Genomic DNA, 26,434 nt, shown 5'->3' with positions numbered 1-26,434 from the left:
ACCCCAGCGAAAGGCGTAGAGACCATGAATGAATGGCGACACCGACAACGCGGCTTCACGCTGATCGAATTGATGGTCGTGCTGGTGATCATCGGCATCGCCAGCGCCGCCATCAGCTTGAATATCCACGCCGACGCTGCCAGTGGCCTGCGCGAAGATGCCAAGCGCCTGGCCTTGCTGCTGGAAACCGCCCAGGCCGAAGCGCGCAGCGACGGTCGTCGCATCGCCTGGGTCGCGGACAGCCAGGGCTACCGTTTCGTGCGGCTGGACGCTGTCGGCGTGCAGGACCGGGAGTTCATCAACGACCCGCAACTGCGCCCCAGGCACTGGAGCGCGGGACCGGTGCAGGTGCGCATCCACCCAGGCAAAACACTGGTGCTCGATGCCGAATGGATTGCCGCGCCCCTGCACGTCATTCTGTCCAGCGACCAGACCAGCGTATCGGTGAGGCGCACCGCGGCTGGCCGCATCGAGGTGCATTGATGGTCCGGCAAAACGGCTTCACGCTGATTGAAGTGATGGTCGCCATCCTGCTGATGACAATTGTCAGCCTGATCGCCTGGCGCGGGCTCGACGGTGTGACCCGCGCCGACGCCCACTTGCAGGACAGCGCCGAACAGCACGCGCAACTGATGCGCGCACTCAACCAACTGCAGCGTGACTTCGCCCTGCGCGCCACCACTGAACTGGCCGAACCGCCTCCACCCGACGAACCCTCGGCCAGCCGCCCCCCGGTGCCCGCTGCGATCAGTATTCGCAGCAGCGACAGCGACCCTTTGCAGTTGGAATTGATACGTGCCGCGGCGGACCAGGACGGCAAGATGCAACGGGTGAGGTGGTGGATTGAAAGCGGCACGCTTTTCCGTGCCTCGGGCGTCGCGCGGTCACGCTATCCCCTACCGGCGCCCAAGGAGCGTGTCGCGGTGTTGAGTGAGCTTGAGCGCGTTGATGTGCGGGTATGGCGCACCGACCGGGGCTGGAGCCATCTGACTGGCAGCAAGGAGGAAAATCCGGCGGGTGTGGAAATCAGCTTCAGCCGCCGCACGGCATACGGCACCGAGCGCTACCGCCAGGTGCTGGCACCGCTTCAATAGCAGCCCACTGAAATGAAAACGCCTAGCTGACCAGCACGACACCGCCCGGTAGCTCGGTAATGGTCGCGCCGTAGGCATCGCGAATCAGTACGGCGACATTCGCCAGTTGCGCCAGGCTGAAGCGCGCCTGAACCTTGCGCCGCCCGAGCTCAGCGTTCATCAGTACGATCATGCCGGGACGGTAGCGGTTGATCTCATCGATCACGCTCGCCAAGGGGGCATCGTTGAACACCAGCAACTGTTGACGCCAAGCCATGACTTGCTGGGTATCGAAGGGGGTGGGTTGGCCTTGTCGCTGCGCGGTATAGGTCAATTGTCGGCCCTGCTCCAAGCTCACGCGCCGCCCCTGATGCTTCAGTTGCAAGCGGCCCTCCAGGCACGTTACGCACACGCTACCCTCGGTGGCCCGCACATTGAACCGCGCCCCATCGGCGAACAACTCGCCATTGCCGGCAAGCACACGCAACGCCGTGCTGGCCTGGATTTCCAGTTCACCGCTCAGTACTTCGATGGCGGCGTCACCAGGGGCCTCGCTGCGCTGGCTGATGCGCGTCTGGGTATTGAGCTCAAGCACCACGCCCTGGGTCAGGTCGACGCGGCGTTGCTCGCCGACACCTGTATGAAAATCCGCGCCCACGGGCCAGCCGTCCAGCAGCGACGGGCGCGCGACCAGCACCGCAACCGACGCGGCAATCGCGCCGCCGAGAAACGCTCGGCGCCCGAAACGCCGCGGGTGGTTGACGACCTTTGCCGCCTGCTCCTGCTGGAGCTTTTGCTCGGCGGGCGCCATGGCCTGCCACAACTGGCGGGCCAGGAAAAAGGCCCGGGCGTGCTCGGAACTTTGCGCACTCCAGCGCCGAAAAGCCTCGGCGTCGGCGTGGGTGGCGTGCCCTGAAGTCAAGCGCACCAGCCAATGGAACGCTTCTTCCCGGAGCTGGTTAGCCGTGGCAGTGGCCGATTCAGATGCGCTTATAGACATGTTTTTCAAACGTGAAATGACTCAAGAAGGTATGCGCGACAAGCGCCTTATCACCTAAGACTGTTTTCCCGCGCCGGGACCGAACCGCTGAATCACTTTTCTTTCCAGGCGATCGGCACAGTATTGCAGCGCAGCCTTGAGTTCCTTCTCAACCATCCGGGTGGAGATGCCGAATCGCTGGGCGATCTCCTGATGCGGTGTTTGCTCCATGCGCGACGCCATCAATATTTGCCGGCGCCGGGGCGCAAGCTCGGTCAGCGCCTGCATCAGCGCGCGAATTTCAATCTGGCCACCGACGATCACCGCCGGGTCCTGATGTTCGTCGGCGGTTTGCATCAGTTCCTCGATTTCAGTGCCGGTGAGCAAGCGTGCATCCTGCGCACGACGGTCAGCCGCGATGTTCAGGGCCATGCGGAACAGGTAGGCGCCAGGCTTCTGCACGTCCACCGGCTGTTCCATGCGGTCTACCCGAAGATAGGTTTCGTGCAGTACGTCGTTGGCCAGGTCATCGGAGCCCAGACGCCGACGCAAGCGTGCGCGAAACACATCATAGGAAGCCAGGAACACCTTGAGCATGGTGCTCTGCTCCTTTTCCTTCATGGCTCTACCGCTCCTTCCCATGGGTTGCATTCCGTGCCTGCCGAAGCGGCGCCTGGCACCACCAGCACCGTCACCGGCTGCGGCAACGAGGACGGCGGAACCCGGCCGATGTCCAATGTGCCCAGCCCCTCGATAATCGCCGCATCGCGCCGGGCGTCACCGGTGGAGGCCAGCAAGCGACTGCGCCGCACCTCGCCCGATGCCCCCACCCACAGCTGTAACGCTGCTCGATAATGGCCCGGGCGAGTCACCATTGACCGGCAAAGCGCCTGCTCCAACGCGACCTGCAATGCACGGGCAAAATTGTCCTCGCGCACTGTAGGACCACCGTTGCGCGAAGACGCATCGGCGCGGAGGGTCAGCTTTGCCTCTTTCACGGTGAAAGCGTCTGCGCCGGTGTAGAGCGCCGCCAAGCCGCTACCGGCCAGCAGTTGCTCCAACGCCTGGCGGGCATTCAAGCGTCCGTGCACCGCGGTCGACCGTCGCCCATGTGCCAGTTGACGGTCCACCAGGATCGCCATCCCGCTGGCCCTGCTGTACAGCTCCAGGGCAACGGTCATTTCCTGGGCGGGTATCGCAAACTCGACAAAACGCGCCAGCCGATCGTCCACCTCGACAGGCGCAGGCGTGGCAGACCACGCGTCGCGTTGCGGCATCAATGCATGGAGCAACAAGAACAGTACCGTGGGCGCGAGGCAGCACCTGCTCAGCGCTTCTCTTGACATAGACATCTTCCGGCCCGAACGGCGTGTCGACGCCCTGCGTTGGCGCATCATGAGACGTGTACATGTCGTTTGTGTGACGAGCGCTGCAAAAAAAACATCGTCATACCTCGCTCCAATACGAGGTAGATTCAGGCTTCTACCGTTAGAAAGGAGCTCCGCCATGGACTGTCGTGTATTCGCGCTGCTGCTTGCTGCCCTTCCCTTGTGGGCCCAAGCCGCCGAGCCGGCGAATGAGGGATGCATCAATGTCGAGGTGAACGGGTACAAGGCGCTGTCCTACGAATGCCTGAGCGAACAGATGGCCAACCCGAAGGGTACGCCGGCAGCGCGCAAGAACCAGGAAGCGTTGTACGTGCCGATAGAGCAGCGAGCGCCGAACAGGCTGGGTCTGTACAACCAGTCGGCCACGCGGATTCGCATGGGCAATACCTTCGGCCACTCGGCGTTGCCGCAACGCCCACCGCAGTGACCTGGACGCTTAATCCAACGACCGCATACCCGGTGTGTTTGCCTCCCTGGTCGAATCGATCAACCAGGCCCCTGAACGCCTCGACCTTTTTCGAGTGGGCTGTCTCGACGGGTGTCACCAGATAGAAACCGAGATCGGACTTCAACCTCAGGGCAAATGGCGCGACCAGTCGACCTGCCTTCAGATCGTCGTCGACGTAGGTCGAGCGGCCGATGCAAATACCCAAGCCGTCGATGGCTGCCTGCACGGCCATCATCGCCAGGTCGAAGGTCAACCGTGAGCCTTCGGCCAGGGCGCTCGGTTGCCCGGCGGCCCCCAGCCAGAGGCTCCAATCGTCCCGCGTCATACCACTGACCTGCAACAGGGTGTGATGGGTCAGATCGCCGGGTGCCTTCAGGGCATTGGGCCCCGCCAGCAATTTCGGACTGCACACCGGAAAAACCTCATCGGACATCAGCCAGTCAGCGCGCAAGCCCTTCCAATCGCCGGTGCCGTAACGAATGGCCGCGTCGGTGCCACCCTTGCGAAAATCCACCATATCGGTGGAGGCCGAGACACGTACATCGATGTTGGGATAGGCCTCCTGGAACGAGGCCAAGCGAGGCAGCAGCCATTTGGATGCGAATGACACCAGGGTACTCACCGTCAGCGCACTGTTATGGACCGAATCCAACAAGGTTTCCGTGCTATGACGCAACTCATGGAATGCCGAACGAACGCCTGGAAAATAGGCACGACCTTCATCGGTCAACGCCAGGCCGTCCTTGAGCCGCAAGAACAGGCGCACCCCCAATTCCCCCTCCAGCCGCCGGATCTGATGACTGATCGCCGTTTGGGTGACATTCAACTCAAGGGCGGCCTGGGTAAAGCTCATGTGACGGGCAGCCGATTCGAATGCCTTCAGGCCATTGAGAGACGGGATTCTGGCAGCCATGACGGTCAACGGCACTCATGAGGTTTTGTCATACCCTAGCACCCGATATGTCCTTTGAAAATCTTCCCGTTGGCGCCGATCCTCAGCGGCACTCAACGCCATCAGGAAAATCCCATGAAATTGTATTTCGCGCCCATGACCTGTTCATTGTCCCCGCACATTGTGCTGCGAGAGCTGGACATTGCCTTCGAGCTGGTACGCGTCGACAACAAGACCAAGCGAACCGCCGACGGGCGGGATTTCCTCGCCATCAATTCCAAGGGTTACGTCGCGGCGTTGATGCTGGATAACGGCGAAGTGCTCACCGAAGGCCCCGCCATCGTCCAGTACCTCGTCGATCAGGTTCCGGGCAATCACTTGACGCCGGCCAATGGCACCTGGGGACGGGTGCGGTTGCAGGAATGGCTCAATTTCATCAGCTCTGAAATCCATGGCGGCTGTGCCCCGCTGTTCAACGCCGAGATTCCGGAAACCACCAAGGCCATCTTCAAGCAAAAGCTGTTCAAGCGTCTCCATCACTTGGCCGGTGCCCTTGAACACCGCAACTATTTGCAGGGGGATTTCGGCCTCGCCGATGCGTATCTGTTCTCGGTGCTCAAATGGCTGCCGTTTTTCGCCATCGGTATCAATGATTGGCCGGCGCTGGCGTCGTATATGGCTCGGATCGAGACGCGACCCAGCGTCATGGCCGCGATCGAAGCCGAGGCGAACGCCGGCCGAGGCTGATCATTGGGCCACGAACGGATAATGCTCGATCCGACAAGGATGCTCGTTGCCGTCGCCCTTGCAGATGCCGTCCAGGTAACGGTATCTGATCCGAATCGCCTGGCCTTTTGCGGGCCATTTTCGCAGCGCAAGCGTTGACTGATAGTCAGCGGTTTCCGGGATGAAGCTGATCACTGCGCCGACTTCTGGGCATTCCACCTTGGGCGAGGCCGGGCTGGTTTTCAGAACCTGAGCCCGGAGACCAGGGAACGGCTGCTTGACCACTTCAGTGACCCGCAATTGCATATCGCAGATCTGCCACGTCGCGGCGTGCACCGGGACGCACAAGGCTGAGAGCATCAGGATGAATGGCACGGCATGGGCAGGGGGCAGGTTCATTTCGATCCTTTGTAGGCGGCGACGTCGCGTACGGCATCCTCTCACACCCACGTACGCAAGGCTCTCCAAACAAAAAAAGCCCCGCGACCGAATACGGTGCGGGGCAAAGGGAATTGGTTGGTTGCGGCCAACCAAAGGAGCACGGGTAAAACGTCTACGGGCCGGTCAGATGCATTCCTGGGCGGCGCGTTCAAAATTCGAAGGCAAGAGATTGGAGGCCAGCAGATGCCGGTCGTAAATGAACACCTTCCCACCGTTGCCAGCCTTGTAGGCTTCGAGCACGTTGTCCGCCGCAATTTTGCTCGGCACGACGATGCGGTAGCTGCGCTGGGTCTGCGAGACCGTCGGGTTCAGGGCGCTGCCCTGCAGCTTCGGTACGACGCATTCGGCGTATTCAGCCGGTGTCTTGCTGGTCTGCAAGGTCAGGGTCGGATCGTTCGGAGCCGAAGCGCAACCTGCTAGCAACAAGGGGGGAAACGCCAGGGCAAGGAAAGATAAAGGGCGCATGATTGAAGTCCTGCAGTGGTGGGCTGCGTGTTCGATGGCGCTGATTTTCCAATGATTGCCGACAAAGCAGAACTTGCATTTCGTAATGGTCACTATTACTGATGGCAATAGTTGAAAGCCCCAGAAGGACCTCGCATAAGCGCTCGGCCAAGATGAAACCGACGGACCTCCCCCGACGCAGCTGACCGTCGATTAACGCCTCACCACAGGAGCCCGGCCTACTCGCTCACCACGCTCGCGCCCTGCTGATACTCCCGAGGCGTACAACCGAACTCGCGACGAAACACCGTGTGCAGGTATTGCGCCGACTTGAAGCCGCAATTGCGGGCGATGTCGGCGATCGCCGAGTCGGTGTTTTCCAAGCCGTTGGCCGCCGCGGCCAATTTGAAGCGCAGGATTTCGTCATGAACGCTGCAACCTCGCTCCTTGCGAAAATGCGCTTCCAGGGATGAGCGCGAGACACCGACATACGCCGCCACTTGCGCGGTCTTGATGCCCTGGCATGCGTACTGGCGGATGAACAACAGCGCTTGCATCACATAAGGATTGCCCAGCGGCTGGTGCAAACTGGATGTCTGCACATTGATCGCATCCGGCGGGATCAGCACCTGCGTGCCTGTGGACGGCATGCCATGCAGCATCTGGTGGAGCAGCCGCGCGGCGGTCCGACCCATCGTTTCGGTGCCCTGCACCACGGAGCTCAGCGGCACCCGAGTCAGGCTGCGGGTCAGTGGATCGTTGTCGATGCCGATTAACGCCACCTGCTCCGGAACAGCAATGCCGGCGGTCAGGCAAGCCTGCAACAGCTGGCGGGCTCGCGCATCGCTGACGGCGATGATGCCGATGGGTTTGGGCAGGCTTTGCAGCCAGGCGATCTGCTGTTCGACGGCGCTGTCCCAGAGCGGCGCGCTGGTGCCCATGCCGCGATAGACCTCGGCGTGCAGACCATCGCGCAGCATCAACCGGCGAAAGGCTTTCTCCCGTTCCTGGGCCCAGCGATTGGCTTGGGACTCCGGCAGGCTGAAACAGGCGAATCGCGTCAGTCCGGCTTCGATCAGATGTTCGTAAGCCAATTTGATCAGCCCATGGTTATCCGTGGCGACATAGGGAATGCCCTTGGGATAGGCGCGCTCGTCCTGGTACGAGCCGCCCACCGCCACCACGGGCATCTTGATCCCGGCCAGCGCCTCGCCGATCAGCGGGTCGTCGAAGTCGGCGATGATCCCGTCGCCCTGCCAACGCTCGATCCCTTTCAACCTGCATAGGAAATCTTCCTCGAGAAACAGATCCCAGGACGCGCGGGTACTGCTCAGGTAGTTACCGATGCCGCTGATGATGCCTCGGTCGTAGATCTTGCTGCCGTTGAACAAAAGGGCGATGCGGTGGACGGGCGGGACGATTTTCATTGTAAGAACCCTAGGCCGGTGGACAGAGACTAGGCGCGCGGACGGCGAATCTCAATACTCAAAATCGAACTGTCCTTTGATGATTTTCATAATCAGCGGCGCCAGGGGCGGCGTTAGTATCAGGTCACCGCCAAGAATAAAAAGGAAACCGTCCATGTCGTACTTCCCCGATGTTCAGCCGATCCGCTATGAGGGCCCGGGCAGCGACTCGCCGCTCGCTTTCCGGCACTACGATGCCGACAAACTGATCCTCGGCAAACCCATGCGCGAGCACCTGCGCATGGCGGTCTGCTATTGGCACACCTTTGTCTGGCCGGGGTCCGATGTGTTCGGTGCGGGAACCTTCAAACGCCCATGGCAGCACGCAGGGGACCCGATGGAAGTAGCCATCGGCAAGGCCGAGGCGGCGTTCGAGTTTTTCTCCAAGCTGGGCATCGACTACTACTGCTTCCACGACACCGATGTCGCGCCGGAAGGCCAATCGTTGAAGGAATACCGCAACCACTTCGCGCAAATGGTCGATCACCTCGAGCGTCACCAGGAACAGACCGGCATCAAGCTGCTCTGGGGCACCGCCAACTGCTTCAGCAACCCGCGTTTTGCCGCCGGCGCCGCCAGCAACCCTGACCCGCAAGTCTTCGCCTGCGCCGCCGCCCAGGTGTTCAGCGCCATGAATGCCACCCAGCGCCTCAAGGGCTCCAACTACGTGTTGTGGGGCGGCCGCGAAGGTTACGAAACCCTGCTCAATACCGACCTGGCCCGCGAACGCGAGCAACTGGGCCGGTTCATGCGCATGGTGGTCGAGCATAAATACAAGATCGGCTTCAAGGGCGACCTGCTGATCGAGCCCAAGCCCCAGGAGCCGACCAAGCACCAGTACGATTACGACAGCGCCACGGTGTTCGGCTTTCTGCAGCAGTTCGGCCTGGAAAAAGAGATCAAGGTCAACATCGAGGCCAACCATGCGACCCTGGCCGGGCACAGTTTCCATCATGAAATCGCCACGGCGGTCTCCCTGGGGATCTTCGGCAGCATCGACGCCAACCGGGGCGATCCGCAGAACGGCTGGGACACCGATCAGTTCCCCAACAGTGTCGAAGAAATGACCCTGGCCACCTACGAGATCCTGAAGGCCGGAGGCTTCGGCAACGGCGGTTTCAACTTCGATTCCAAGGTACGCCGCCAGAGCTTGGACGACGTCGACTTGTTCCACGGCCATGTCGCGGCCATGGACGTGCTCGCCCTTTCGTTGGAACGCGCAGCCGCCATGGTGCAGGACGATCAGTTGCAGAAATTCAAGGACCAGCGCTACGCCGGCTGGCAGCAGCCGTTCGGCAAGGCGCTGCTCGCGGGGGACTACAGCCTCGAATCCCTGGCCGAGCATGCATTCACCAACGAGCTGAATCCGCAGGCGGTCAGCGGTCGGCAGGAAATGCTCGAAAACGTCGTCAACCGGTTCATCTACTCCTGACGGCGGGCGACTTTGCGGGCGCGGGGAGGCTGTTACATTCGCGCGACAAATCTGTGCCCGCAACGCCGCGCAACGCTCTACAGTTCTACCGGTATCACGTTCTCGTCAGGCAGTGTCTTTCAAAAAACAATAAAAGGACGCACCACCATGAAAACATTCAAACGTACCCTGCTCGCCGGCGCCCTCGCCCTGCTATCGCTCCCGGCCATGGCCGACGCCACCCACCCCAAGATCGGTTTCTCCATCGATGACCTGCGTCTGGAACGCTGGTCCCGCGATAGAGACTACTTCGTCGCGGCGGCAGAAAAACTCGACGCCAAGGTTTATGTCCAGTCCGCCGATGCCAACGAGCAGAAGCAAATTTCCCAGATCGAAAACCTGATTTCCCGTGGCGTCGACGTCATCGTGATCGTGCCGTTCAACGCCACTGTGCTGACCAACGCCGTCGCCGAAGCCAAGAAGGCCGGGATCAAGGTGGTGTCCTATGACCGGCTGATCCTCAACGCCGATATCGACGCTTACATTTCCTTCGATAACGAAAAGGTCGGCGAGATGCAGGCCGGCGGCGTGTTGAAGGCAGCGCCCAAGGGCAACTACTTCCTACTCGGCGGCGCGCCTACCGACAACAACGCCAAAATCCTGCGTGAAGGCCAGATGAAGGTGCTGCAACCGGCCATCGACAAGGGCGACATCAAGATTGTCGGCCAGCAATGGGTGAAGGAATGGAACCCCACCGAAGCCCTGAGCATCGTCGAAAACGCCCTGACCCGGAACAACAACAAAATCGACGGCATCGTCGCCTCCAACGACGCCACCGCCGGCGGCGCCATCCAGGCCCTGGCCGCGCAAAAGCTGGCTGGCAAGGTGCCGATCTCCGGCCAGGACGCCGACCTGGCGGCGGTCAAGCGAGTGATCGACGGCACCCAGACCATGACGGTCTACAAGCCCTTAAAGCTGATCGCCTCCGAAGCCGCCAAGCTTTCGGTACAACTGGCGCGCAACGAAAAACCCACCTACAGCTCGCAGTACGACAATGGCAACAAGAAAGTCGACACCATCCTGCTCACGCCTACCGCGCTGACCAAGGACAACATCGACCTGCTGGAAAAGGACGGGTTCTACACCAAGGCGCAGATCGCGGGGCAGTGACCCGGGAGCAGCTCTTTGGATAGCAAAAATCCTTGTGGGAGCGAGCCTGCTCGCGATGGCGGCGGCACAGTGAATGCAGATGCAAGCTGACCTACCGCTTCGCGAGCAGGCTCGCTCCCACAGGTTTTATGTTGTGTGAGCCCCTTTCTTACGAGCCCTCGCCATGTCTGAATACCTGCTGCAAATGAACGGCATCGTCAAGACCTTCGGCGGTGTCAAGGCGCTGAACGGCATCGACATCAAGGTCAGGCCGGGTGAATGCGTCGGCCTGTGCGGCGAGAACGGCGCCGGCAAATCCACCTTGATGAAAGTCCTATCGGCGGTCTATCCCTACGGCACCTGGGAGGGTGAGATCCTCTGGGACGGCCAGCCGCTGAAGGCGCAATCGATCAGCGAAACCGAAGCTGCCGGCATCGTCATCATTCACCAGGAACTGACCCTGGTGCCCGACCTGTCGGTGGCCGAAAACATCTTCATGGGCCACGAGCTGACCTTGCCCGGCGGACGCATGAATTACCCCGCGATGATCCACCGCGCCGAAGCCCTGATGCGTGAACTCAAGGTGCCGGACATGAACGTCTCGCTGCCGGTTTCGCAGTACGGCGGTGGCTACCAGCAATTGGTCGAGATCGCCAAGGCCCTGAACAAACAGGCGCGCCTGCTGATCCTCGACGAGCCTTCCTCGGCCCTGACCCGCTCGGAAATCGAAGTGCTGCTGGACATCATCCGCGACCTCAAGGCCAAGGGCGTGGCGTGCGTCTACATCTCCCACAAGCTCGATGAAGTGGCCGCCGTGTGCGACACCATCGCGGTGATACGCGATGGCAAACACATCGCCACCACTGCCATGGCCGACATGGATATTCCCAAGATCATCACGCAAATGGTCGGGCGGGAGATGAGTAACCTCTACCCCACCGAACCCCACGCTATCGGCGAGGTGATTTTCGAGGCACGCCATGTGACCTGCTACGACGTCGACAACCCCAGGCGCAAACGCGTCGACGACATTTCGTTCGTGCTCAAGCGCGGCGAAATCCTTGGCATCGCCGGGTTGGTGGGTGCGGGTCGCACGGAGCTGGTGTCGGCGTTGTTCGGCGCTTACCCCGGTCGTCACGAAGGCGAAGTCTGGCTGGACGGCCAGCGCATTGACAGCAGCACGCCCCTCAAGTCGATCCGGGCGGGCCTGTGCATGGTCCCTGAAGATCGCAAGCGCCAGGGCATCATCCCGGACCTGGGCGTCGGCCAGAACATCACCCTGGCGGTCCTGGAAAACTTCTCGAAGATGACCCGCATCGACGCCGAGGCCGAGCTGGGCAGCATCGACCGGGAAATCTCGCGCATGCACCTCAAGACCGCGAGCCCGTTCCTGCCGATCACCAGCCTTTCCGGTGGCAACCAGCAGAAAGCTGTGCTGGCGAAGATGCTCCTGACCAAGCCTCGGGTATTGATTCTCGACGAACCCACCCGGGGCGTGGACGTCGGCGCCAAGTACGAGATCTACAAGCTGATGGGCGCGCTGGCGGCCGAAGGCGTGTCGATCATCATGGTGTCCTCGGAACTGGCCGAAGTGCTGGGTGTGTCGGACCGCGTGCTGGTGATCGGCGAGGGGCAACTGCGCGGCGATTTCATCAACCAGCAATTGACCCAGGAACAGGTGCTTGCCGCCGCGCTCAGCCATCCCGAAAGCAATAACAACAATGATCGGAAGTCCGCGTAGATGAACCAAGTCAAACAAGTGTTCACCCGCTACAAAATGCTCGCCCTGGTGATTGCCGTGGCGGTCATCTGGTTGTTCTTCAGCTGGCAGACCGAGGGCGGGTTCCTGACTCCGCGCAACCTCTCCAACCTGCTGCGGCAGATGTCCATCACCGGCATCCTGGCTTGCGGCATGGTGCTGGTGATCATCAGTGGCGAGATCGATTTGTCGGTGGGCTCGTTGCTCGGTTTATTGGGAGGTCTGGCGGCGATACTCGATGTGGTCTATCACATCCCGCTGCTGGCGAACCTGAGCCTGGTCGCCCTGTGTGGGCTGATGATCGGCCTGGCCAACGGCTACATGACCGCCTACCTGCGCATCCCCTCCTTCATCGTCGGCCTGGGTGGCATGCTGGCGTTTCGCGGAATCCTGCTGGGCATCACTGGCGGCACCACCATCGCGCCGGTATCGCCGGAGCTGGTTTACGTCGGCCAGGGTTACCTGCCCCACGCAGTCGGCACGGGCCTGGGCGTGTTGTTGTTCGCGCTGACGCTTTTCCTGACCTGGAAACAGCGCCGCAACCGCGCGCTGCATGGCCTCGCGGCCCATTCCCTGACGCGGGACGTGGCGCGGGTGGTGTTGATCGGCGCGGTGTTGGCCGGGTTCGTCTATACGCTCAACAGCTACGACGGGATCCCGGTTCCGGTGCTGCTCCTGTTGGTTCTGCTGGGGGTGTTCAGCTACGTGACCAGCCAAACCGTATTCGGCAGGCGCGTCTACTCGGTGGGCAGCAACATGGAGGCCACGCGCCTGTCCGGCATCAATGTACAGGCAGTGAAGCTCTGGATCTTCGGCATCATGGGCGTGATGTGCGCCCTCGCCGGCATGGTCAACACCGCGCGCCTGGCCGCCGGCTCGCCCTCGGCGGGCAACATGGGCGAACTGGACGCTATCGCCGCCTGCTTTATCGGCGGCACGTCCATGCGCGGTGGCTCGGGCACGGTCTACGGCGCGCTGCTGGGCGCGCTGGTCATCACCAGCCTGGACAACGGCATGTCCATGCTCGATGTCGACAGCTATTGGCAGATGATCGTCAAGGGCAGCATTTTGGTCCTAGCCGTGTGGGTGGATGTCAGCACCCGCACCGCCCGACGCTGACCCATACCGATTCGGGGCAACCATGGATGGCCGCCCCACTCCCCGTCGTGATTGATCACAATCCGTGTGCAACGCCTTCACCGCTGGGCTCTTGATGCGACGCCGGCAGTCAATATGCTGTGGGCAGACCCGCCAAAAATGAAGAAGCGCCTGCATGAACAGCCCCCGAACGCTCTATCAAAAGCACATCGACAGCCATACCGTTTGCCCGTTGGACGATCAGGGCCACGTGCTGTTGTACATCGACCGCCAGGTCGCCAACGAATACACCAGCCCGCAAGCCTTCAGCGGCCTTCGTGAAAACGGCCGCAGCGTCTGGCGGCCGAGCGCGACGCTGGCGGTGGTCGATCACGTCAACCCGACGGCGCCCCAGCGCATCGCAGCCATGCCGGATGCCGGCGGCGCCCGACAGGTCTCGTACTTCGCAGAAAACTGCCGGGACTTTGGCATCGAACTGTTCGACGTGCTGGACAAACGCCAGGGCATCGAGCACGTCGTCGCCCCCGAGCAAGGCTTCATCCTGCCGGGCATGGTGGTGGCCGCGGGCGACAGCCACACCACGACATACGGTGCGTTGGGGGCCTTTGGTTTTGGCATCGGCACGTCTGAAATCGAGCACCTGCTGGCTACACAGACGTTGGTCTACAAGCGCCTGAAAACCTTGCGCGTCACGGTCAACGGCACGCTTGGGGCAGGCGTCACCGCCAAGGACATCATCATGGCGCTGATCGAAAGGATCGGCGCCTCGGGCGCCACCGGTTATGCGATCGAATTCACCGGCCCGGCAATCACCGCCCTTAGCGTCGAAGCCCGCATGACCATCTGCAACATGGCCGTGGAAGCCGGCGCCCGGGGCGCGTTCATGGCGCCGGATGACAAGGTTTTTGCCTATCTGCAAAGCAAGCCCCGCGCTCCCAGGGGCGAGCTGTGGGAACGGGCCGTGACCAAATGGCGAGCCCTGCACAGCGATGAAGGCGCGGTGTTCGACCGGGAAGTGACGCTCGATGTCGACGCATTGGAACCCATGGTCACCTGGGGCACCAGCCCTGACCAGGCTGCACCGATCGGAAGCCAGGTACCCGACCCTGCGACAGAACCCGACCTGATCCTGCGCCAAGGCCTGCAGCGTGCCCTCACCTACATGGGCCTGACGCCAGGCATGCCGCTCGCCGACGTGGTCATCAACCATGCTTTCATCGGCTCATGCACCAACGCGCGAATCGAGGACCTGCGCGATGCGGCGCGTGTCGTACAGGGCAAGCACGTTGCCGCCCATGTGCGCGCGATGATCGTGCCCGGCTCGACCATGGTGCGCGAACAGGCCGAAGAAGAAGGCCTGGCGGAAATATTTCGCAAAGCCGGTTTCGAATGGCGCCAATCCGGCTGTTCGATGTGCCTGGCGATGAACGATGACGTGCTCGCCCCTGGGGATCGCTGCGCCTCCAGTACCAATCGCAACTTCGAAGGACGCCAGGGCGCCGGCGCGCGCACCCACTTGATGAGCCCGGCCATGGTGGCCGCCGCCGCGATTGCTGGTCATTTGACCGATGTTCGTTCACTGCTGCCGGAGGCCTGAAGCATGCAACCCTTCAATACTGTAAGTGGCACCGCCGCCCCGCTGCTGGCCGCCAACATCGACACCGATGTGATCATGCCCAAGCAGTTCCTCAAGGGCATCGACCGCAACGGGCTGGACCGTGGCCTGTTCTTCGACTTGAAGTGGCTGGGCAACGGCGATCCCAATCCTGAATTCGTGCTCAACAAACCGGGCTGGCGCGGCGCAACGTTCCTGGTGGTGGGGGAGAACTTCGGATGTGGCTCAAGCCGCGAACATGCGGTGTGGGGTTTGAAGCAAGTGGGCATCCGGGCGTTGATCGGCAGCAGCTTCGCCGGGATCTTCTATGACAATTGCCAGCGTAACGGGGTGTTGGTCATTCAATTGCCCGAAGCGCAACTCAAGAGACTCGCGCAGACGATCAGCCGCGCCGAAACCGCCAGCATCAGCGTTAACCTGCCGGCGCAACAGATCAGATTGGCGGACGGTGAGGTAATTTCTTTCGAGATCGACGAGCTGCGCAAGCAATCCTTGCTGCTCGGCCTGGATGCCATTGGCACGACCCTTCAACGTGCAGACCAGATACGCCGCTTCGAAAGCCGGCACCTCGCGGAAAATCCCTGGCTGTAGCGTAACGTCCAACCACTGAGGAAGACTGTGGGAGCGAGCCGGCTCGCGAAAGCGGTGCTGCTCTTCTACCCAGCCGACAAGTCCCGAAAACATGTCTCAAGAAATTCAACGCAAACCCGCAGCTTCGCCGACTGACTGAGCCGGGTCGGGTACACCGCCCAGACGTTGGCGCTTTGCGAATACGCCGGCAGCACCTGAACCAACCGCCCCTGTTCAAGCAGGGGCCCGGCGTCCCACATCGAGCGCAGCAGGATCCCGCCGCCGCTCAACGCCCACTCCAGGACAATCTCGCCGCTGTTGGATGACAACGGGCCGCCGATGCGCACAGTCTCCTGCACCCCATCCTTGCTCAAGGTCCAGATGCCGAAGGCGTTGTCGCGCTCCTTGAGCACCAGGCAATCATGGTCCTTGAGGTCATCGAGCGAACGCGGTGTGCCCCGTCGTTCCAGATACCCGGGGGCTGCGCAGAGCACGCGTCGATTGCTCACCAGCTTGCGGCCCAGGTGCTGCCCTGGCAGGTCATCACCGACGCGGATCTCAAGGTCGAACCCCTCGCCAACGATATCGACGACGCGGTCGAACACATCCAGCCGGATGTCGAGGCCAGGATACGTCTGCGACAGCTTGCCGATTGCCGGCGCGACATGGTTGCGGCCGAAACCAAAGCTGCTGCAGATATGCAACGAGCCGGTGGGCTGATGGCGAGCCCGGGCGATCTCACCGACGAACTCATCGAAATCCCCCAGCAGCTTTTCGGCCCACACCCGCACGCGCTCGCCGTCGTCGGTCAATGCGATGCGCCGGGTCGTGCGATGCAGCAGTCGGGTAGCGAGCGTCGACTCCAATACCGAGATGCGCTTGCTGATATAGGCCGGTGAATAGCCCAATGCCTCGGCCGCGCTGGCAAAGCCATTCTTTCGGACGACAGTCAGAAAGACCTTCAGGTCCTCCGGCAAGGGGAATTGATCACGGGTTGTGTTCATCGGCTCTACCGCAGCGCTATTCTTCGCAATTTCGCGAAGAATAGCACTGAAGCGGCCCGGCTCAACCGCCGTATTTGCCCAGCAATTTAAGCGTCACGCCGTTCGTCCAGCCAAAGCCATCCTGCAATTCATACTCGCCCCCGCCCCCACCGTCGCCTTGGCCGGACAAGTCGTACTTCTCGACCAGTTTGTCTTCCTTGCGGTAGAGATCCTGGACCTGTTGCAGAAAACGGCTGCCAACCTCCCTGGCCAGGTCGGTTTGGCCGTAGCGCTCCAACCCCTCGACCGCCACCCATTGCAGGGGCGCCCAGCCATTGGGTTCATCCCACTGCTGGCCGTTATTGACCTGGGTGGTGGCGATGCCGCCGGGACGCAGCAAGCCCTTGCGCACGGCGTCGGCAGTGCGGTTGGCGCGTTCGCTGGAAGCCAGGCCGGTATAGAGCGGGAACAGCGTCGCGGCAGTGAGTGCCGGGCGCTGCCGGTTCTGCTGCCAATCGTAGTCCACGTAATAGCCGCCTTCGGCGTTCCACAGGTACGTCTCGATGGCGCGCTGGCGTTGCTCGGCCCGTTGCCCATAGGCTTGGGTACACGGCGTGTTCCGCACCGTTTCACAGGCCTTGGCGATGGTGCGCTCCAAGTGATACATCAGGCTGTTCAGGTCCACGGGTGCGATGGAGGTCGTGCGAATGGTCGCCAGGTTTTTACCGTCTCCCAGCCAGCGGGAACTGAAATCCCAGCCGCTTTCAGCGCCTGCGCGCAAGTCGCGCCAGACTTCTTGCTTGGGCCTGTCGGCTGCCTGTTCAGCGGTCTTGACGTCCTGCAGCCACGACTCCTGACGAGGCGTGGGGCTGGCGTCCCAATAGCGGTTGAGCACGCTGCCATCGGCAAGCTTGACGACGTGTCGCCCAGCCTCACCCGGCTTGAGGGTCTGCGCCCCTTCCATCCAGTAGGCATATTCTTTTTGCAGTTGCCCAAGGTAACGCCCGTAGGCCTGCTCGCCCTCGATATGCGCCTGCAATTCCACCATATAGGCAAAGAATGGCGGCTGCGATCGGCTCAGGTAGTAGGTGCGATTGCCGTTGGGAATGTGGCCGTAGGTGTCGATCATGTAGGCAAAGTTGTCGGCCATCTGGCGAACCTGCGTCTGGTCACCGCTTTGCTCCAACCCCAGCATGGTGAAATACGAATCCCAGTAATACATTTCTCGGAAACGCCCGCCTGGCACGACATAGGGCTGCGGCAACGGCAATAGACTGCTGTATTGCGGAACCTCGGTGTAGGTTCGGCTGAGCACCGGCCAGAGATTGTGGATGTGTTCCTTGATCGGCGCGCCGGGTTTTGGGGTAGGGCTCTCAGCCTGGCCTGACTCGACGAAGTTGTCCTTCACGAACCCGTTGAGATCGAAATCGGCACTGTCGCGGCGGGCCAGGTAATCGGCGCGAATCTGCGAGGGGTCGCGCTTGGGCAGCGCATCGACGAAGTGTTTTTGGTCAGTGAACAACTGTTTGCCTTGCACCGCCTCAAACAATTCGGGATAGGCCTGGTCGGGCGGCACGGGGGTGCGCCTTCGCGCGTCCTCGTAGCTCCATGTCGCAGGCGATTGGCTTGAGCATGCTGCGCACAACAACGCGGTGAAGGACAGGCTGGCGAGATAAACAGAACGCATCTGAGGCTCCTTGATGTGATCACTTCCTACAGCAATGACTGAAGAAAATGAGCCTCGGTTCACTCGAACTTCCTTTCCTCATTTCAATGGAACCCCCGTTTCACCCTCGCTCTCTATCGCAGAACCAACAGAGCGGAGGTGTTGATCATGATTTCCCCGGCAACCGGAATGAGGACGGGCGAACGCTATGCCGTCGAAAGCGTCGAGCGAGCGCCACATTTCCCCGGCTTTTTCCTTGATGGAAAGTATTACCTGGGCCCAGAACTGAACACCGCGGTGGGCTGGCTGGAGGGCGAAAAGTTTGTCTATGACCAACTCGACCCCGAGGGCGAGCCGGTGTACCCGGACAGGGTCGCCGGCACCGTCCAGGACCTGACGCTGATCATGGCGGACGGGGTGCGCCTGAAGCTTTCGCCCATGCAGCCCGAGATCCATCAGTCGACAGGCGAAACCGCCCCGAGCCGTAAGACGACGTCGTATCCCTTGTCGGAGAAACTGGTGGTCATCACCGGCGCTTCGAGCGGGATCGGCCGCGCCACCGCCCAGGCGTTTGCCAGGCAGCGCGCACGCCTGGTCCTGGCGGCACGCGACCGTGCGGCGCTCGATGAGGTCGTTGCACAATGCCAGGCCCAGGGAGCCGACGCGTTGGCGGTGTGCACAGACGTCACCAGCAGTGAGCAAATGCAGGCGCTTGCCGCCGAAGCCGCAACGTTCGGTGACGGTCGCATTGACATCTGGATCAACAATGCCGGCGTGGGTGCGGTAGGCAGCTTCGAGCAGACGCCGCTCGATGTGCATGAGCAGGTCCTGCAAACCGATTTACTTGGCTACCTGCGCGGCGCCTACGTGGCCTGGCCGTATTTCAAGAAGCAACAACGCGGCATCCTGATCAATACCCTGTCGTTAGGCAGTTGGGTCGCCCAGCCTTACGCCGCCGCCTATTCCGCCAGCAAGTACGGACTGCGCGGGTTGTCCGAAGCCTTGCGCGGTGAGTTGGGGGAATACCGGGACATCCACGTCTGCGACATCTATCCCGCGGTCATCGATACGCCGGGTTTTCGCGATGGCGCCAACTTCACCGGCCACGCGCTGAAGCCACCACCACCGGTCTACGACCCCCATCGCGTCGCCGAGGCGATGGTCAGTTGCGCACTCAACCCCAAGCCCACCACCACCGTGGGCAGCGCCGCGACACTGGCAAGGATGGCGCATTTTCTTGTGCCCGGGTTTGCGCAACTCTCCGGCTGGCTGACACGCCGGGGCTTGGATCGCAGCCCGGCAATGGCTTCATCCTCCGGAAACCTGTTCTCCCCGCCCAGCGGCCAGCGACGTGTCGAAGGCGGTTGGCGCAAGCCGACGCGGCGATCCGCGCCCCTGCTGGTGGCGGGCGCCGCATTGTTGATTGGTGGGTGCCTGGTGGCGCTGGGTCGGGAACGAAGTCGTCGCTGAAGCGGCGTCTGGGTATTGGCTCAGGCCAATCCCGAACGGAACGCTTCCACCTTGAGCCCGAATCGGTTCATCTTGTTGTACAAACCGCCACGGGAAACGTTCAACTGCCGGGCGGCCAGGCGGATATTGCCCCGCGTGTCCCTGAGGGCCGCGATGATCGCATTCATTTCATGGGTACCTAGATCCACGGCTGCCCGCGGCTCGGGGGCAAAATGCCGGGCCGCTGGCTGTCCTCCCTGCCTGATCTCCAACGCAAGATCACTCGCTTGGATCAGCTCGGTACCAGCCAGGTTGGTCGCGCGCTCAATGACGTTTTCCAGCTCACGGACGTTGCCCGGCCAGTGGTAGGCGCCCAAGAGCTCCAGCGCCTCTGGGGACAGGTCGCGCATGGGTTTTCGCAGCGACCGGGCGCAACGCGCAAGAAAATGCCGTGCCAGCATCGGCACGTCTTCGCGGCGCATGCGCAAGGGCGGCACCGTCAGGCCCAGCACGTTGAGGCGGTAATAAAGATCTTCGCGAAAAGCCCCTTCGGCCACGGCCTGGCTCAGGTTGCGATGGGTCGCAGCGATGATGCGCACGTTCACCCGCAACGATTTTTTCGCCCCCACCCGAGTGACTTCGCCTTCCTGCAGGACACGCAGCAAGCTGACTTGAGCATCGAATGACATGTCGCCGATTTCGTCGAGAAAGATCGTCCCGCCGTCAGCCAATTCGAACTTGCCCGCCGAACCGCCACGCACCGATCCGGTGAACGCGCCTTCGACATGGCCGAACAGTTCACTCTGGACCAGGTCGCGAGGAATGGCCCCGCAATTGACCGCAACGAAAGGTCCGCCGCAACGCTCGCTGCCATTGTGGATGGCCTGGGCAAACAGTTCCTTGCCGGTGCCGCTCTCCCCGAGAATCAGCGTGGTCGAATCGCTGCGGCTGGCGATTCGAGCCAGGTGCAATGCGTCCTGGATGGCGCGTGAATGGCCCTGGATGGTTTCGAAGGTATAGCTGGCCTGGGTACCCATGATGCGCCGGGTAATCTCGCGGATGCGCCGGTTCTCGCGCAATGAAACAATGCGACCGCCCTGCGCCAGGGGACAGACCGACACCAGGCAGGCCAGGTGGCTGCGATCGTGCAGCTCAAACGTACAGTCCAGGTCCCGTACTCCTTCCCCGGCCCTGCGCAGGATTTCATCGCTCAGTTCGGTCTGGCCCAGGCTCTGGAACGGCTTGCCCAGCCAGGCAGGGTCGACACGAAACAATTGCCGGGCGTAATGGTTGAGGGCCTTGATATCGTTTTTTTCGTCCAATACGACCAAGCCCTCGTTGAGCACTTCCAAAACCGTTTGTTGTTCTTCCAGCAACGCTTGCAGCGCCATTTGCCTGGAAACAGCTTCGGCTGCAGCCTGGACGGTGCCCAAGGTGTGGAAGTGAAACCAGCCGGGCTCGGCCGTTAGGGTCAACATGGCCAGGGTCCGGCCATGGGCATCGCGGATGGGCGCGGCGGCACAATGCATCTGCCGCTGGCGCAGGCCGGCGCCGAAATTCTCGCCAGACAGCACGTATACCAAGCGGTCTTCAACCAGCGCCAGACCGGTGCAATTGGTGCCCTGTACCGATTCAAGCAAGCGACTGCCGATGGGTGTGAGGTCCAAGCCACAGAAGTACAAGGTGGTGCCCTGGGCATCCGTGAGGTTGATATGCCCGTTGGGATTGTAGGCAAGCAGGCCGCGCATGACCTGCGCCGCCGCGGCGATCAACAGTCGATTCGCCGCCAGTGTGGCGGTCAGCTCGGCAGGCGAGACAAAACGGTACTCGCCGTCTGCCGAGTCGAGGCCGGCATCGACGCTACGCTGCCAGGAACTCCAGATAACCTGCCGGACACCTTCAGGGCGCTCGGTGACGCCGCTCAAGCAGGCTCGCCAGGCTTCATCCAGCGCCGGGCTTGATCCGCCATTCAATGACGCAGGCCCCAGGGCAGTCAGGTAATCACGGTCTTCAACGCTCAACGTCATCGGCTGTGTGTTCATGGCGGTCTCTATGTACATGCTTTTGACATGTCAGTATAGGCATGTCTTCTAAATGGACACATGCAACCACAAAGCACCAATAAAACCCTTTACTTTCAGTCTGTTAACAATTGGCACAGCCCTTGCTCCCGGCAATGCACCGACGACGAGTCGCGAACAACAATAAAAGGGAGTCTCTTATGGGTACGTCAAAAACCGTCCGCCTGGGTCTTATCGGTGCGGGTCGCATGGGCAGCTTTCACGGCCTGACCGCCGCTCGCCACATCCCCGGCGCATACCTTGCCGCCATTGCCGATCCTACCCCCGGCCAGGCCGAGCGCCTGGCGGCAGAACTGGGCGTAGGGAAGGTTCATACCGATCCACAACAGTTGCTGAATGACCCGGATATCGACGCGGTGCTGATCGCCGCGCCAGCTCGCAGCCACGCCGAACTGGTGATCAGCGCGGCGCAGGCGGGCAAAAGCGTTTTCTGCGAAAAACCCATGGCCGTCACGCTGGAGGAAGCCGATCGGGCCATTGCCGCCGCTGCCGATGCGAGGGTGACGCTGCAAGTCGGCTTCAACCGGCGCTTCGCCAAGAGCTTCCGCACCGCGCACCTGGACGTGGTCGCCGGCCGAATCGGCACGCCACAGCTTCTGCGTTCGCTGACCCGCGACCCGGCGCTGAACAATCCCGCCGCCTCGCCGCAATGGGTCATTTTCCTGGAGACGCTGATCCACGACTTCGACACCCTGCGCTACCTCAATCCGGGTGCCGAAGCGGTCGAGGTGTTCGTCATGGCCGACGCGTTGATCGCGCCGGACTTCAAACACAAAGGGTTCCTCGACACGGCGGTGGTCACGATCCGATTCGACAACGGCGCCATCGCCACGGCCGAGGCCAACTTCCAGGCGGTCTACGGCTATGACGTCCGCGGCGAAGTGTTCGGCAGCGCCGGCATGCTGACCATGGGCAGCGTCAACGACAGCGACTTGCTGCGCTACCTGGCAAGTGGCGTCCAGGCCGATACCCAGCGCATGGACACCGACTTGCTGCGTGACGCCTACGTGACCGAGCTCAATCACTTCGTCAATTGCGTACGCAGCGGTGAAAAGCCCCTAGCCAGCGGTGAGGACGCCCGGGCCGCGCTGGCGATTGCCCGTGCCTGTATCGAGTCTTTCCAGCAAGGCAAAGCGGTGCGTGTCCAAGGAGCGCAGTCATGAGTCTCGTACCGTTCAAGCTGGCGGTCAGCGCGGAGATGGTGTTCCTCGACCTGCCCTTTATCGAACGCGTCAAACGCATCCATGCGCTGGGCTTCAGCGTCGAGATATGGAACTGGACGACCAAGGACATCCCTGCCCTCGCCGCGACGGGCGCTGACTTTACCTCGATGACCGGCTACATCACGGGCAACCTCACCGACCCCGAGGACATCCGGCAACTGCTGGACAGTGCCCAGGAGTCCTTGGGTGTCGCCGCGCAATTGAATTGCCCGAGCCTGAACCTGCACGGCACCGGCCTGGGGGACCAGGGTCTGCCGGTCAAACCCGTGGCCCAGGCCACCGGCCGCATGTGGTTGAGCGCCTGCAAGACCCTGGAAAAAATCGCCCGCCTGGGGGAAGACGCCGGCCGTGTGTTCCTGCTGGAAAACCTGAACACCGAAGTCGACCATCCGGGCACGCCTTTCGCTCGCGCCGACGACACCCTGGCGCTGATCGAAGCCGTAGGCAGCCCGCATCTGAAAATGAACCTGGACCTCTATCACGCGCAGATCGGCGAAGGAAACCTGACCGAACTGATCCAGCGCGCCGGCGGCGCCATCGGTGAAATCCAAGTCGCCGATGTGCCTGGCCGCATGGAGCCCGGCACTGGCGAAATCAATTATCCGGCGATTGCCAGGGCGTTGTCCGGCATGGGATACAGCGGTGTAGTCGGCCTCGAAGGTTGGGCCAGCGGAGACAGCGAGCGGGCGCTTGAGCGATTCAGGCGGGCCTTCACGCTGGATGGGTAAGGCCCGTGCAGAACATTTATTGATGACGTTCACTCCATAACAACAAAAGGAAAACCATCATGCGTCGTTGCACACTGCTGTTCGCCACGCTGCTCCTGCTCTTCAGCCAATGGGCCGCCGCCGACTATCGCATCGGCGTCAGCATCGCCAGGGTCGACGATAACTTCATGACCTATGTGCGTAACGGCCTGGACGAGGCCGCCAAGAAGGACAACGTCCAGATCCAGTTCGAGGACGCCCAGGGCGATGTGGTTCGCCAGCTCAACCAGGTCCAGGGCTTCATCAACCAGAAAGTGGACGCGGTCATCGTCCTGCCGGTCGACACCTCCGCCACCGCCAATATCACCCGTGCCGCAGTCGAGGCGAAGACGCCACTGGTCTACGTCAATCGGCACCCGGACGAGCGTACGCTGCCCAAAGGGGTGGTCACGGTGGCGTCCAATGACATCGAGGCTGGCCAATTGCAGATGCGTTACCTCGCCGAAAAGCTCGGCGGCAAAGGCAACCTGGCGATCATCATGGGTGACCTCGCGCAAAACGCTACCCACGACCGCACCGAAGGGGTCAAGCAAGTGCTCAAGGACTTTCCCGGCATCAAGATCGTCGAGCAGCAGAGTGCCGAGTGGCAACGCAACAAGAGCATGGACCTGACCAGCAACTGGTTGCTCGCCGGCAGCCGGTTCGATGCCATCGTCGCCAACAATGACGAGATGGCCATCGGTGCGGCCATGGCCTTGCAACAATCCGGCAAGGCCAAGGGCGAGGTTGCGATTGTCGGAATTGACGGCTTGCCCGACGGCCTGGCGGCGATCAAGCGCGGGATGCTAGTCGCCTCGGTATTCCAGGACCCTAAGGCCCAGGCGACCAGCGCGGTGCAGGCAGCCATCAAGATGATCAAGGGCGAGCCGGTCGAGACAGAAGTCTGGGTGCCCTTCCAGTTGATCAAGCCTGAACAACTGGCGGTGTTCGAGCAGCGTTACAAGTAGCAGTAATCACCTGAGAAAAATGATGGCTCCGTGGCGAGGGAGCTTGCTCCCGCTCGGTTGCGTAGCAGCCGCAAGATTTTGGGGCCGCTGCGCCCGAAGCGTCGGACCGACCCAGCGGGAGCAAGCTCCCTCGCCACGAGTGAACAGCGCTGGATCAAGCGATGTGCAACGCTCGGCCCTTGGTCTCGGCGAGGGCGTTGTTCAATGCAACACGGAACAGTTCGACCAGCACATCAATCTCGTCGGCCTGGATGATCAGCGGCGGCAGGAATCGCACCACGGCGCCGTGACGCCCGCCCAGTTCCAGGATGACACCCAGGCGCAGGCATTGGCGCTGGATGGCCTGGGCCAATGCGGTGTCCGCCGGAGGAACACGGCTGTCGCTCGGGGTGTCGCTGACGACTTCCACGCCCACCATCAACCCCCGACCGCGCACCTGGCCCAGGCAAGGGTAGTCGCCCTGCAACTGGCGCAGTTGCTCCATCAGGCGCTGCCCCATGGCATCGGCATGTTCTGGCAGGTTTTCGCTGATGATATGGCGCAATGTCGCGGCACCTGCAGCCATCGCCATCTGGTTGCCACGGAACGTGCCGGCATGGGAACCGGGCTTCCAGGTGTCCAGCTCTTCGCGATAGACCATCACCGCCAGTGGCAGGCCGCCACCGATGGCTTTGGACAGCACCAGAATGTCTGGCTCGATATCGGCATGCTGGAAAGCGAACAGCTTGCCGGTACGACCCAGGCCGGTCTGCACTTCGTCGATGATCAGGGCCACGCCGTACTTGCGAGTCAATTGGCGCAAGCCCTGCAGCCAGCGTACCGGTGCCGGGATCACCCCGCCCTCGCCCTGCACCACCTCCACGACCACTGCCGCCGGCGGCAACACGCCCGATTCCGGGTCGCTCAGCAGTTGTTCGATGAAGTGCAGCCCGGCATCGATGCCAGCTTCACCACCGATGCCGAACGGACAACGGTAGTCGTAAGGGTACGGCAGGAATTGCACGTCGGCCATCAGCGAGCCCAGCGCCTGTTTCGGCCCCAGGTTGCCCATCAGGCTCAATGTCCCCAGGGTCATGCCATGATAGCCGCCGGAGAACGTCAGGATCGGCTTACGCCCGGTGGCGATTCTCGCCAGTTTCAGGGCCGCCTCGATGCCATCTGCACCCGTCGGCCCGCAAAACTGTATGCGCGCGTGACGCGCGAAGTTTTCCGGCATGGCATTGAAAAGGTCCTCGACAAAGCGATCCTTGACCGGCGTCGTCAGGTCCAGGGTGTGCAAGGGCAAGCCGGAATCGAGCGTCTGGCGCATCGCCGCAATGGCCACCGGGTGGTTATGGCCCAGCGCCAAGGTTCCCGCGCCGGCGAGACAGTCCATGAACAATTGCCCCTGCGTGTCGCGAACATAAAGGCCGTGAGCCTCTTGCAGGGCCAGCGGGATGCGTCGCGGGTATGAACGCGCATTCGATTCCCGGGCCGCCTGGCGTTGCAGGTACGGATTGGTATTCAGTTCGCGAGGCGCCTGTTGGCGGAACTGCTCCAGCGTGAAGGTGGCGCTGGATGATGAGCGGGGCTGGACACTTTCCATTTTGACTCCCTGAGATGAGAACGCTGTCGTGGGCGATCAGCCCTGTCCTTATGCCTGCATTGCCTGGCGCAGGCTCAGTGGGCGCATGTCGGTCCAGACTTTCTCGATGTAGGCCAGGCACTCTTCCTTGCTGCCCTGCATGTCTACGGTGCGCCAGCCATCGGGCACACTGCGGTAGTCCGGCCAGATCGAGTACTGCTCCTCTTCGTTGACGACAACCAGAAACCGCGTATCCGGGCTATCCAAACTCATTGCTTGCTCCTTGACTGGCATG

25 protein-coding genes and 1 pseudogene are annotated in these 26,434 nt (G+C 61.8%); 14 read left to right on the top strand and 12 right to left on the bottom strand.

The window, feature by feature from the left end; translation table 11 throughout:
- Positions 1–24 precede the first annotated feature (24 nt).
- Positions 25–483 (top strand): type II secretion system minor pseudopilin GspH, encoded by a 459-nt coding sequence (gene gspH / locus J3P90_RS12000; RefSeq protein ID WP_434606007.1) that lies wholly within the window; start codon positions 25–27, stop codon positions 481–483.
- Positions 483–1,094, top strand: a complete 612-nt coding sequence (locus J3P90_RS11995; protein WP_434606009.1) for a prepilin-type N-terminal cleavage/methylation domain-containing protein — start codon at positions 483–485, stop codon at positions 1,092–1,094. Before gspH ends, J3P90_RS11995 begins: the two co-directional genes overlap by 1 nt.
- Before the next feature lie 22 nt (positions 1,095–1,116).
- Here the strand turns inward: J3P90_RS11995 and J3P90_RS11990 are convergent, their stop codons facing one another.
- From J3P90_RS11990 to J3P90_RS11980, 3 genes are read right to left on the bottom strand one after another with little or no spacing between them, the layout of a single operon-like run.
- Positions 1,117–2,073, bottom strand: a complete 957-nt coding sequence (locus J3P90_RS11990) for a FecR family protein (protein ID WP_434606011.1) — start codon at positions 2,071–2,073, stop codon at positions 1,117–1,119.
- Positions 2,074–2,127: 54 nt separating this feature from the next.
- Complete coding sequence (locus J3P90_RS11985) at positions 2,128–2,673, bottom strand: RNA polymerase sigma factor (RefSeq protein ID WP_420763744.1); 546 nt, start codon at positions 2,671–2,673, stop codon at positions 2,128–2,130.
- The gene (locus J3P90_RS11980) at positions 2,670–3,398 is read right to left on the bottom strand and encodes an STN domain-containing protein (RefSeq protein WP_434606015.1); all 729 of its coding nucleotides are present in this window, start codon (positions 3,396–3,398) and stop codon (positions 2,670–2,672) included. The genes J3P90_RS11985 and J3P90_RS11980 overlap by 4 nt, the downstream gene beginning before the upstream one ends.
- A 160-nt stretch (positions 3,399–3,558) precedes the next feature.
- Here J3P90_RS11980 and J3P90_RS11975 point away from each other — a divergent pair, with 160 nt between their 5' ends.
- Entirely contained in the window at positions 3,559–3,867 is a 309-nt protein-coding gene (locus J3P90_RS11975; protein WP_434676438.1) for a hypothetical protein, read from the top strand.
- Positions 3,868–3,876: 9 nt separating this feature from the next.
- Here the strand turns inward: J3P90_RS11975 and J3P90_RS11970 are convergent.
- Positions 3,877–4,801 (bottom strand): annotated as a pseudogene (locus tag J3P90_RS11970) (transcriptional regulator GcvA).
- Between the two features lie 114 nt (positions 4,802–4,915).
- Between J3P90_RS11970 and gstA the strand changes: the two are divergent.
- On the top strand, positions 4,916–5,527 hold the full coding sequence (gene gstA, locus J3P90_RS11965) for a glutathione transferase GstA (protein ID WP_434676437.1): 612 nt from the start codon (positions 4,916–4,918) through the stop codon (positions 5,525–5,527).
- Here the strand turns inward: gstA and J3P90_RS11960 are convergent, their stop codons facing one another.
- The 3 genes from J3P90_RS11960 to J3P90_RS11950 form a co-directional block, all read right to left on the bottom strand.
- Positions 5,528–5,905: a hypothetical protein gene (locus J3P90_RS11960; protein WP_434676436.1), complete on the bottom strand. Its 378-nt coding sequence runs from the start codon at positions 5,903–5,905 to the stop codon at positions 5,528–5,530.
- A 165-nt stretch (positions 5,906–6,070) separates the two neighbouring features.
- Complete coding sequence (locus J3P90_RS11955) at positions 6,071–6,412, bottom strand: hypothetical protein (protein ID WP_434606017.1); 342 nt, start codon at positions 6,410–6,412, stop codon at positions 6,071–6,073.
- Positions 6,413–6,630: 218 nt separating this feature from the next.
- On the bottom strand, positions 6,631–7,818 hold the full coding sequence (locus J3P90_RS11950) for a XylR family transcriptional regulator (RefSeq protein ID WP_420763739.1): 1,188 nt from the start codon (positions 7,816–7,818) through the stop codon (positions 6,631–6,633).
- A gap of 154 nt (positions 7,819–7,972) precedes the next feature.
- Here J3P90_RS11950 and xylA point away from each other — a divergent pair, with 154 nt between their 5' ends.
- The 6 genes from xylA (at position 7,973) to leuD (ending at position 15,480) form a co-directional block, all read left to right on the top strand.
- A complete protein-coding gene (xylA, locus tag J3P90_RS11945) occupies positions 7,973–9,289 on the top strand; it encodes a xylose isomerase (protein WP_434647708.1) in 1,317 nt (438 codons plus the stop codon).
- A 147-nt stretch (positions 9,290–9,436) separates the two neighbouring features.
- A complete protein-coding gene (gene xylF, locus J3P90_RS11940; RefSeq protein WP_305494967.1) occupies positions 9,437–10,438 on the top strand; it encodes a D-xylose ABC transporter substrate-binding protein in 1,002 nt (333 codons plus the stop codon).
- Between the two features lie 163 nt (positions 10,439–10,601).
- On the top strand, positions 10,602–12,158 hold the full coding sequence (gene xylG / locus J3P90_RS11935; RefSeq protein WP_420763737.1) for a D-xylose ABC transporter ATP-binding protein: 1,557 nt from the start codon (positions 10,602–10,604) through the stop codon (positions 12,156–12,158).
- Entirely contained in the window at positions 12,159–13,295 is a 1,137-nt protein-coding gene (locus J3P90_RS11930) for a sugar ABC transporter permease (RefSeq protein ID WP_420763736.1), read from the top strand.
- A gap of 154 nt (positions 13,296–13,449) precedes the next feature.
- A complete protein-coding gene (gene leuC / locus J3P90_RS11925) occupies positions 13,450–14,871 on the top strand; it encodes a 3-isopropylmalate dehydratase large subunit (protein WP_434676435.1) in 1,422 nt (473 codons plus the stop codon).
- A 3-nt stretch (positions 14,872–14,874) separates the two neighbouring features.
- On the top strand, positions 14,875–15,480 hold the full coding sequence (gene leuD / locus J3P90_RS11920; protein ID WP_434676434.1) for a 3-isopropylmalate dehydratase small subunit: 606 nt from the start codon (positions 14,875–14,877) through the stop codon (positions 15,478–15,480).
- Between the two features lie 65 nt (positions 15,481–15,545).
- Here leuD and J3P90_RS11915 read toward each other — a convergent pair whose 3' ends face one another.
- The gene (locus J3P90_RS11915) at positions 15,546–16,463 is read right to left on the bottom strand and encodes a LysR substrate-binding domain-containing protein (RefSeq protein WP_434606026.1); all 918 of its coding nucleotides are present in this window, start codon (positions 16,461–16,463) and stop codon (positions 15,546–15,548) included.
- Positions 16,464–16,524: 61 nt separating this feature from the next.
- Positions 16,525–18,129: an alpha,alpha-trehalase TreA gene (treA, locus tag J3P90_RS11910; protein WP_434676433.1), complete on the bottom strand. Its 1,605-nt coding sequence runs from the start codon at positions 18,127–18,129 to the stop codon at positions 16,525–16,527.
- A gap of 147 nt (positions 18,130–18,276) precedes the next feature.
- Between treA and J3P90_RS11905 the strand changes: the two genes are divergently transcribed.
- A complete protein-coding gene (locus J3P90_RS11905) occupies positions 18,277–19,578 on the top strand; it encodes an SDR family oxidoreductase (protein WP_434647723.1) in 1,302 nt (433 codons plus the stop codon).
- Between the two features lie 20 nt (positions 19,579–19,598).
- On the opposite strand, the gene J3P90_RS11900 is transcribed toward J3P90_RS11905, so the two are convergent.
- Positions 19,599–21,599: a sigma-54 interaction domain-containing protein gene (locus J3P90_RS11900; RefSeq protein ID WP_434606032.1), complete on the bottom strand. Its 2,001-nt coding sequence runs from the start codon at positions 21,597–21,599 to the stop codon at positions 19,599–19,601.
- Between the two features lie 179 nt (positions 21,600–21,778).
- Here J3P90_RS11900 and J3P90_RS11895 point away from each other — a divergent pair, with 179 nt between their 5' ends.
- Genes J3P90_RS11895 through J3P90_RS11885 form a run of 3 tightly spaced genes read left to right on the top strand, consistent with a single transcriptional unit; the run spans position 21,779 to position 24,575 of the window.
- Positions 21,779–22,801 (top strand): Gfo/Idh/MocA family oxidoreductase, encoded by a 1,023-nt coding sequence (locus J3P90_RS11895; RefSeq protein ID WP_434606034.1) that lies wholly within the window; start codon positions 21,779–21,781, stop codon positions 22,799–22,801.
- Complete coding sequence (locus tag J3P90_RS11890; RefSeq protein WP_420763728.1) at positions 22,798–23,589, top strand: TIM barrel protein; 792 nt, start codon at positions 22,798–22,800, stop codon at positions 23,587–23,589. Before J3P90_RS11895 ends, J3P90_RS11890 begins: the two co-directional genes overlap by 4 nt.
- Before the next feature lie 59 nt (positions 23,590–23,648).
- A complete protein-coding gene (locus tag J3P90_RS11885; RefSeq protein WP_420763727.1) occupies positions 23,649–24,575 on the top strand; it encodes a sugar ABC transporter substrate-binding protein in 927 nt (308 codons plus the stop codon).
- A 154-nt stretch (positions 24,576–24,729) separates the two neighbouring features.
- Here J3P90_RS11885 and J3P90_RS11880 read toward each other — a convergent pair whose 3' ends face one another.
- Together J3P90_RS11880 and J3P90_RS11875 are read right to left on the bottom strand one after the other, a co-directional pair.
- On the bottom strand, positions 24,730–26,160 hold the full coding sequence (locus tag J3P90_RS11880) for a diaminobutyrate--2-oxoglutarate transaminase (protein ID WP_420763726.1): 1,431 nt from the start codon (positions 26,158–26,160) through the stop codon (positions 24,730–24,732).
- A gap of 48 nt (positions 26,161–26,208) precedes the next feature.
- Complete coding sequence (locus tag J3P90_RS11875; protein WP_420763725.1) at positions 26,209–26,412, bottom strand: MbtH family protein; 204 nt, start codon at positions 26,410–26,412, stop codon at positions 26,209–26,211.
- Positions 26,413–26,434: the final 22 nt, after the last annotated feature.

Origin of the sequence: Pseudomonas sp. D3-10 (assembly GCF_051132175.1) — a bacterium.
In the GTDB taxonomy this organism is placed as follows: Bacteria; Pseudomonadota; Gammaproteobacteria; order Pseudomonadales; family Pseudomonadaceae; genus Aquipseudomonas.
The sequence above is the reverse complement of the archived record's forward strand: the minus strand, read 5'-3'. Positions and strand labels throughout refer to the sequence as shown.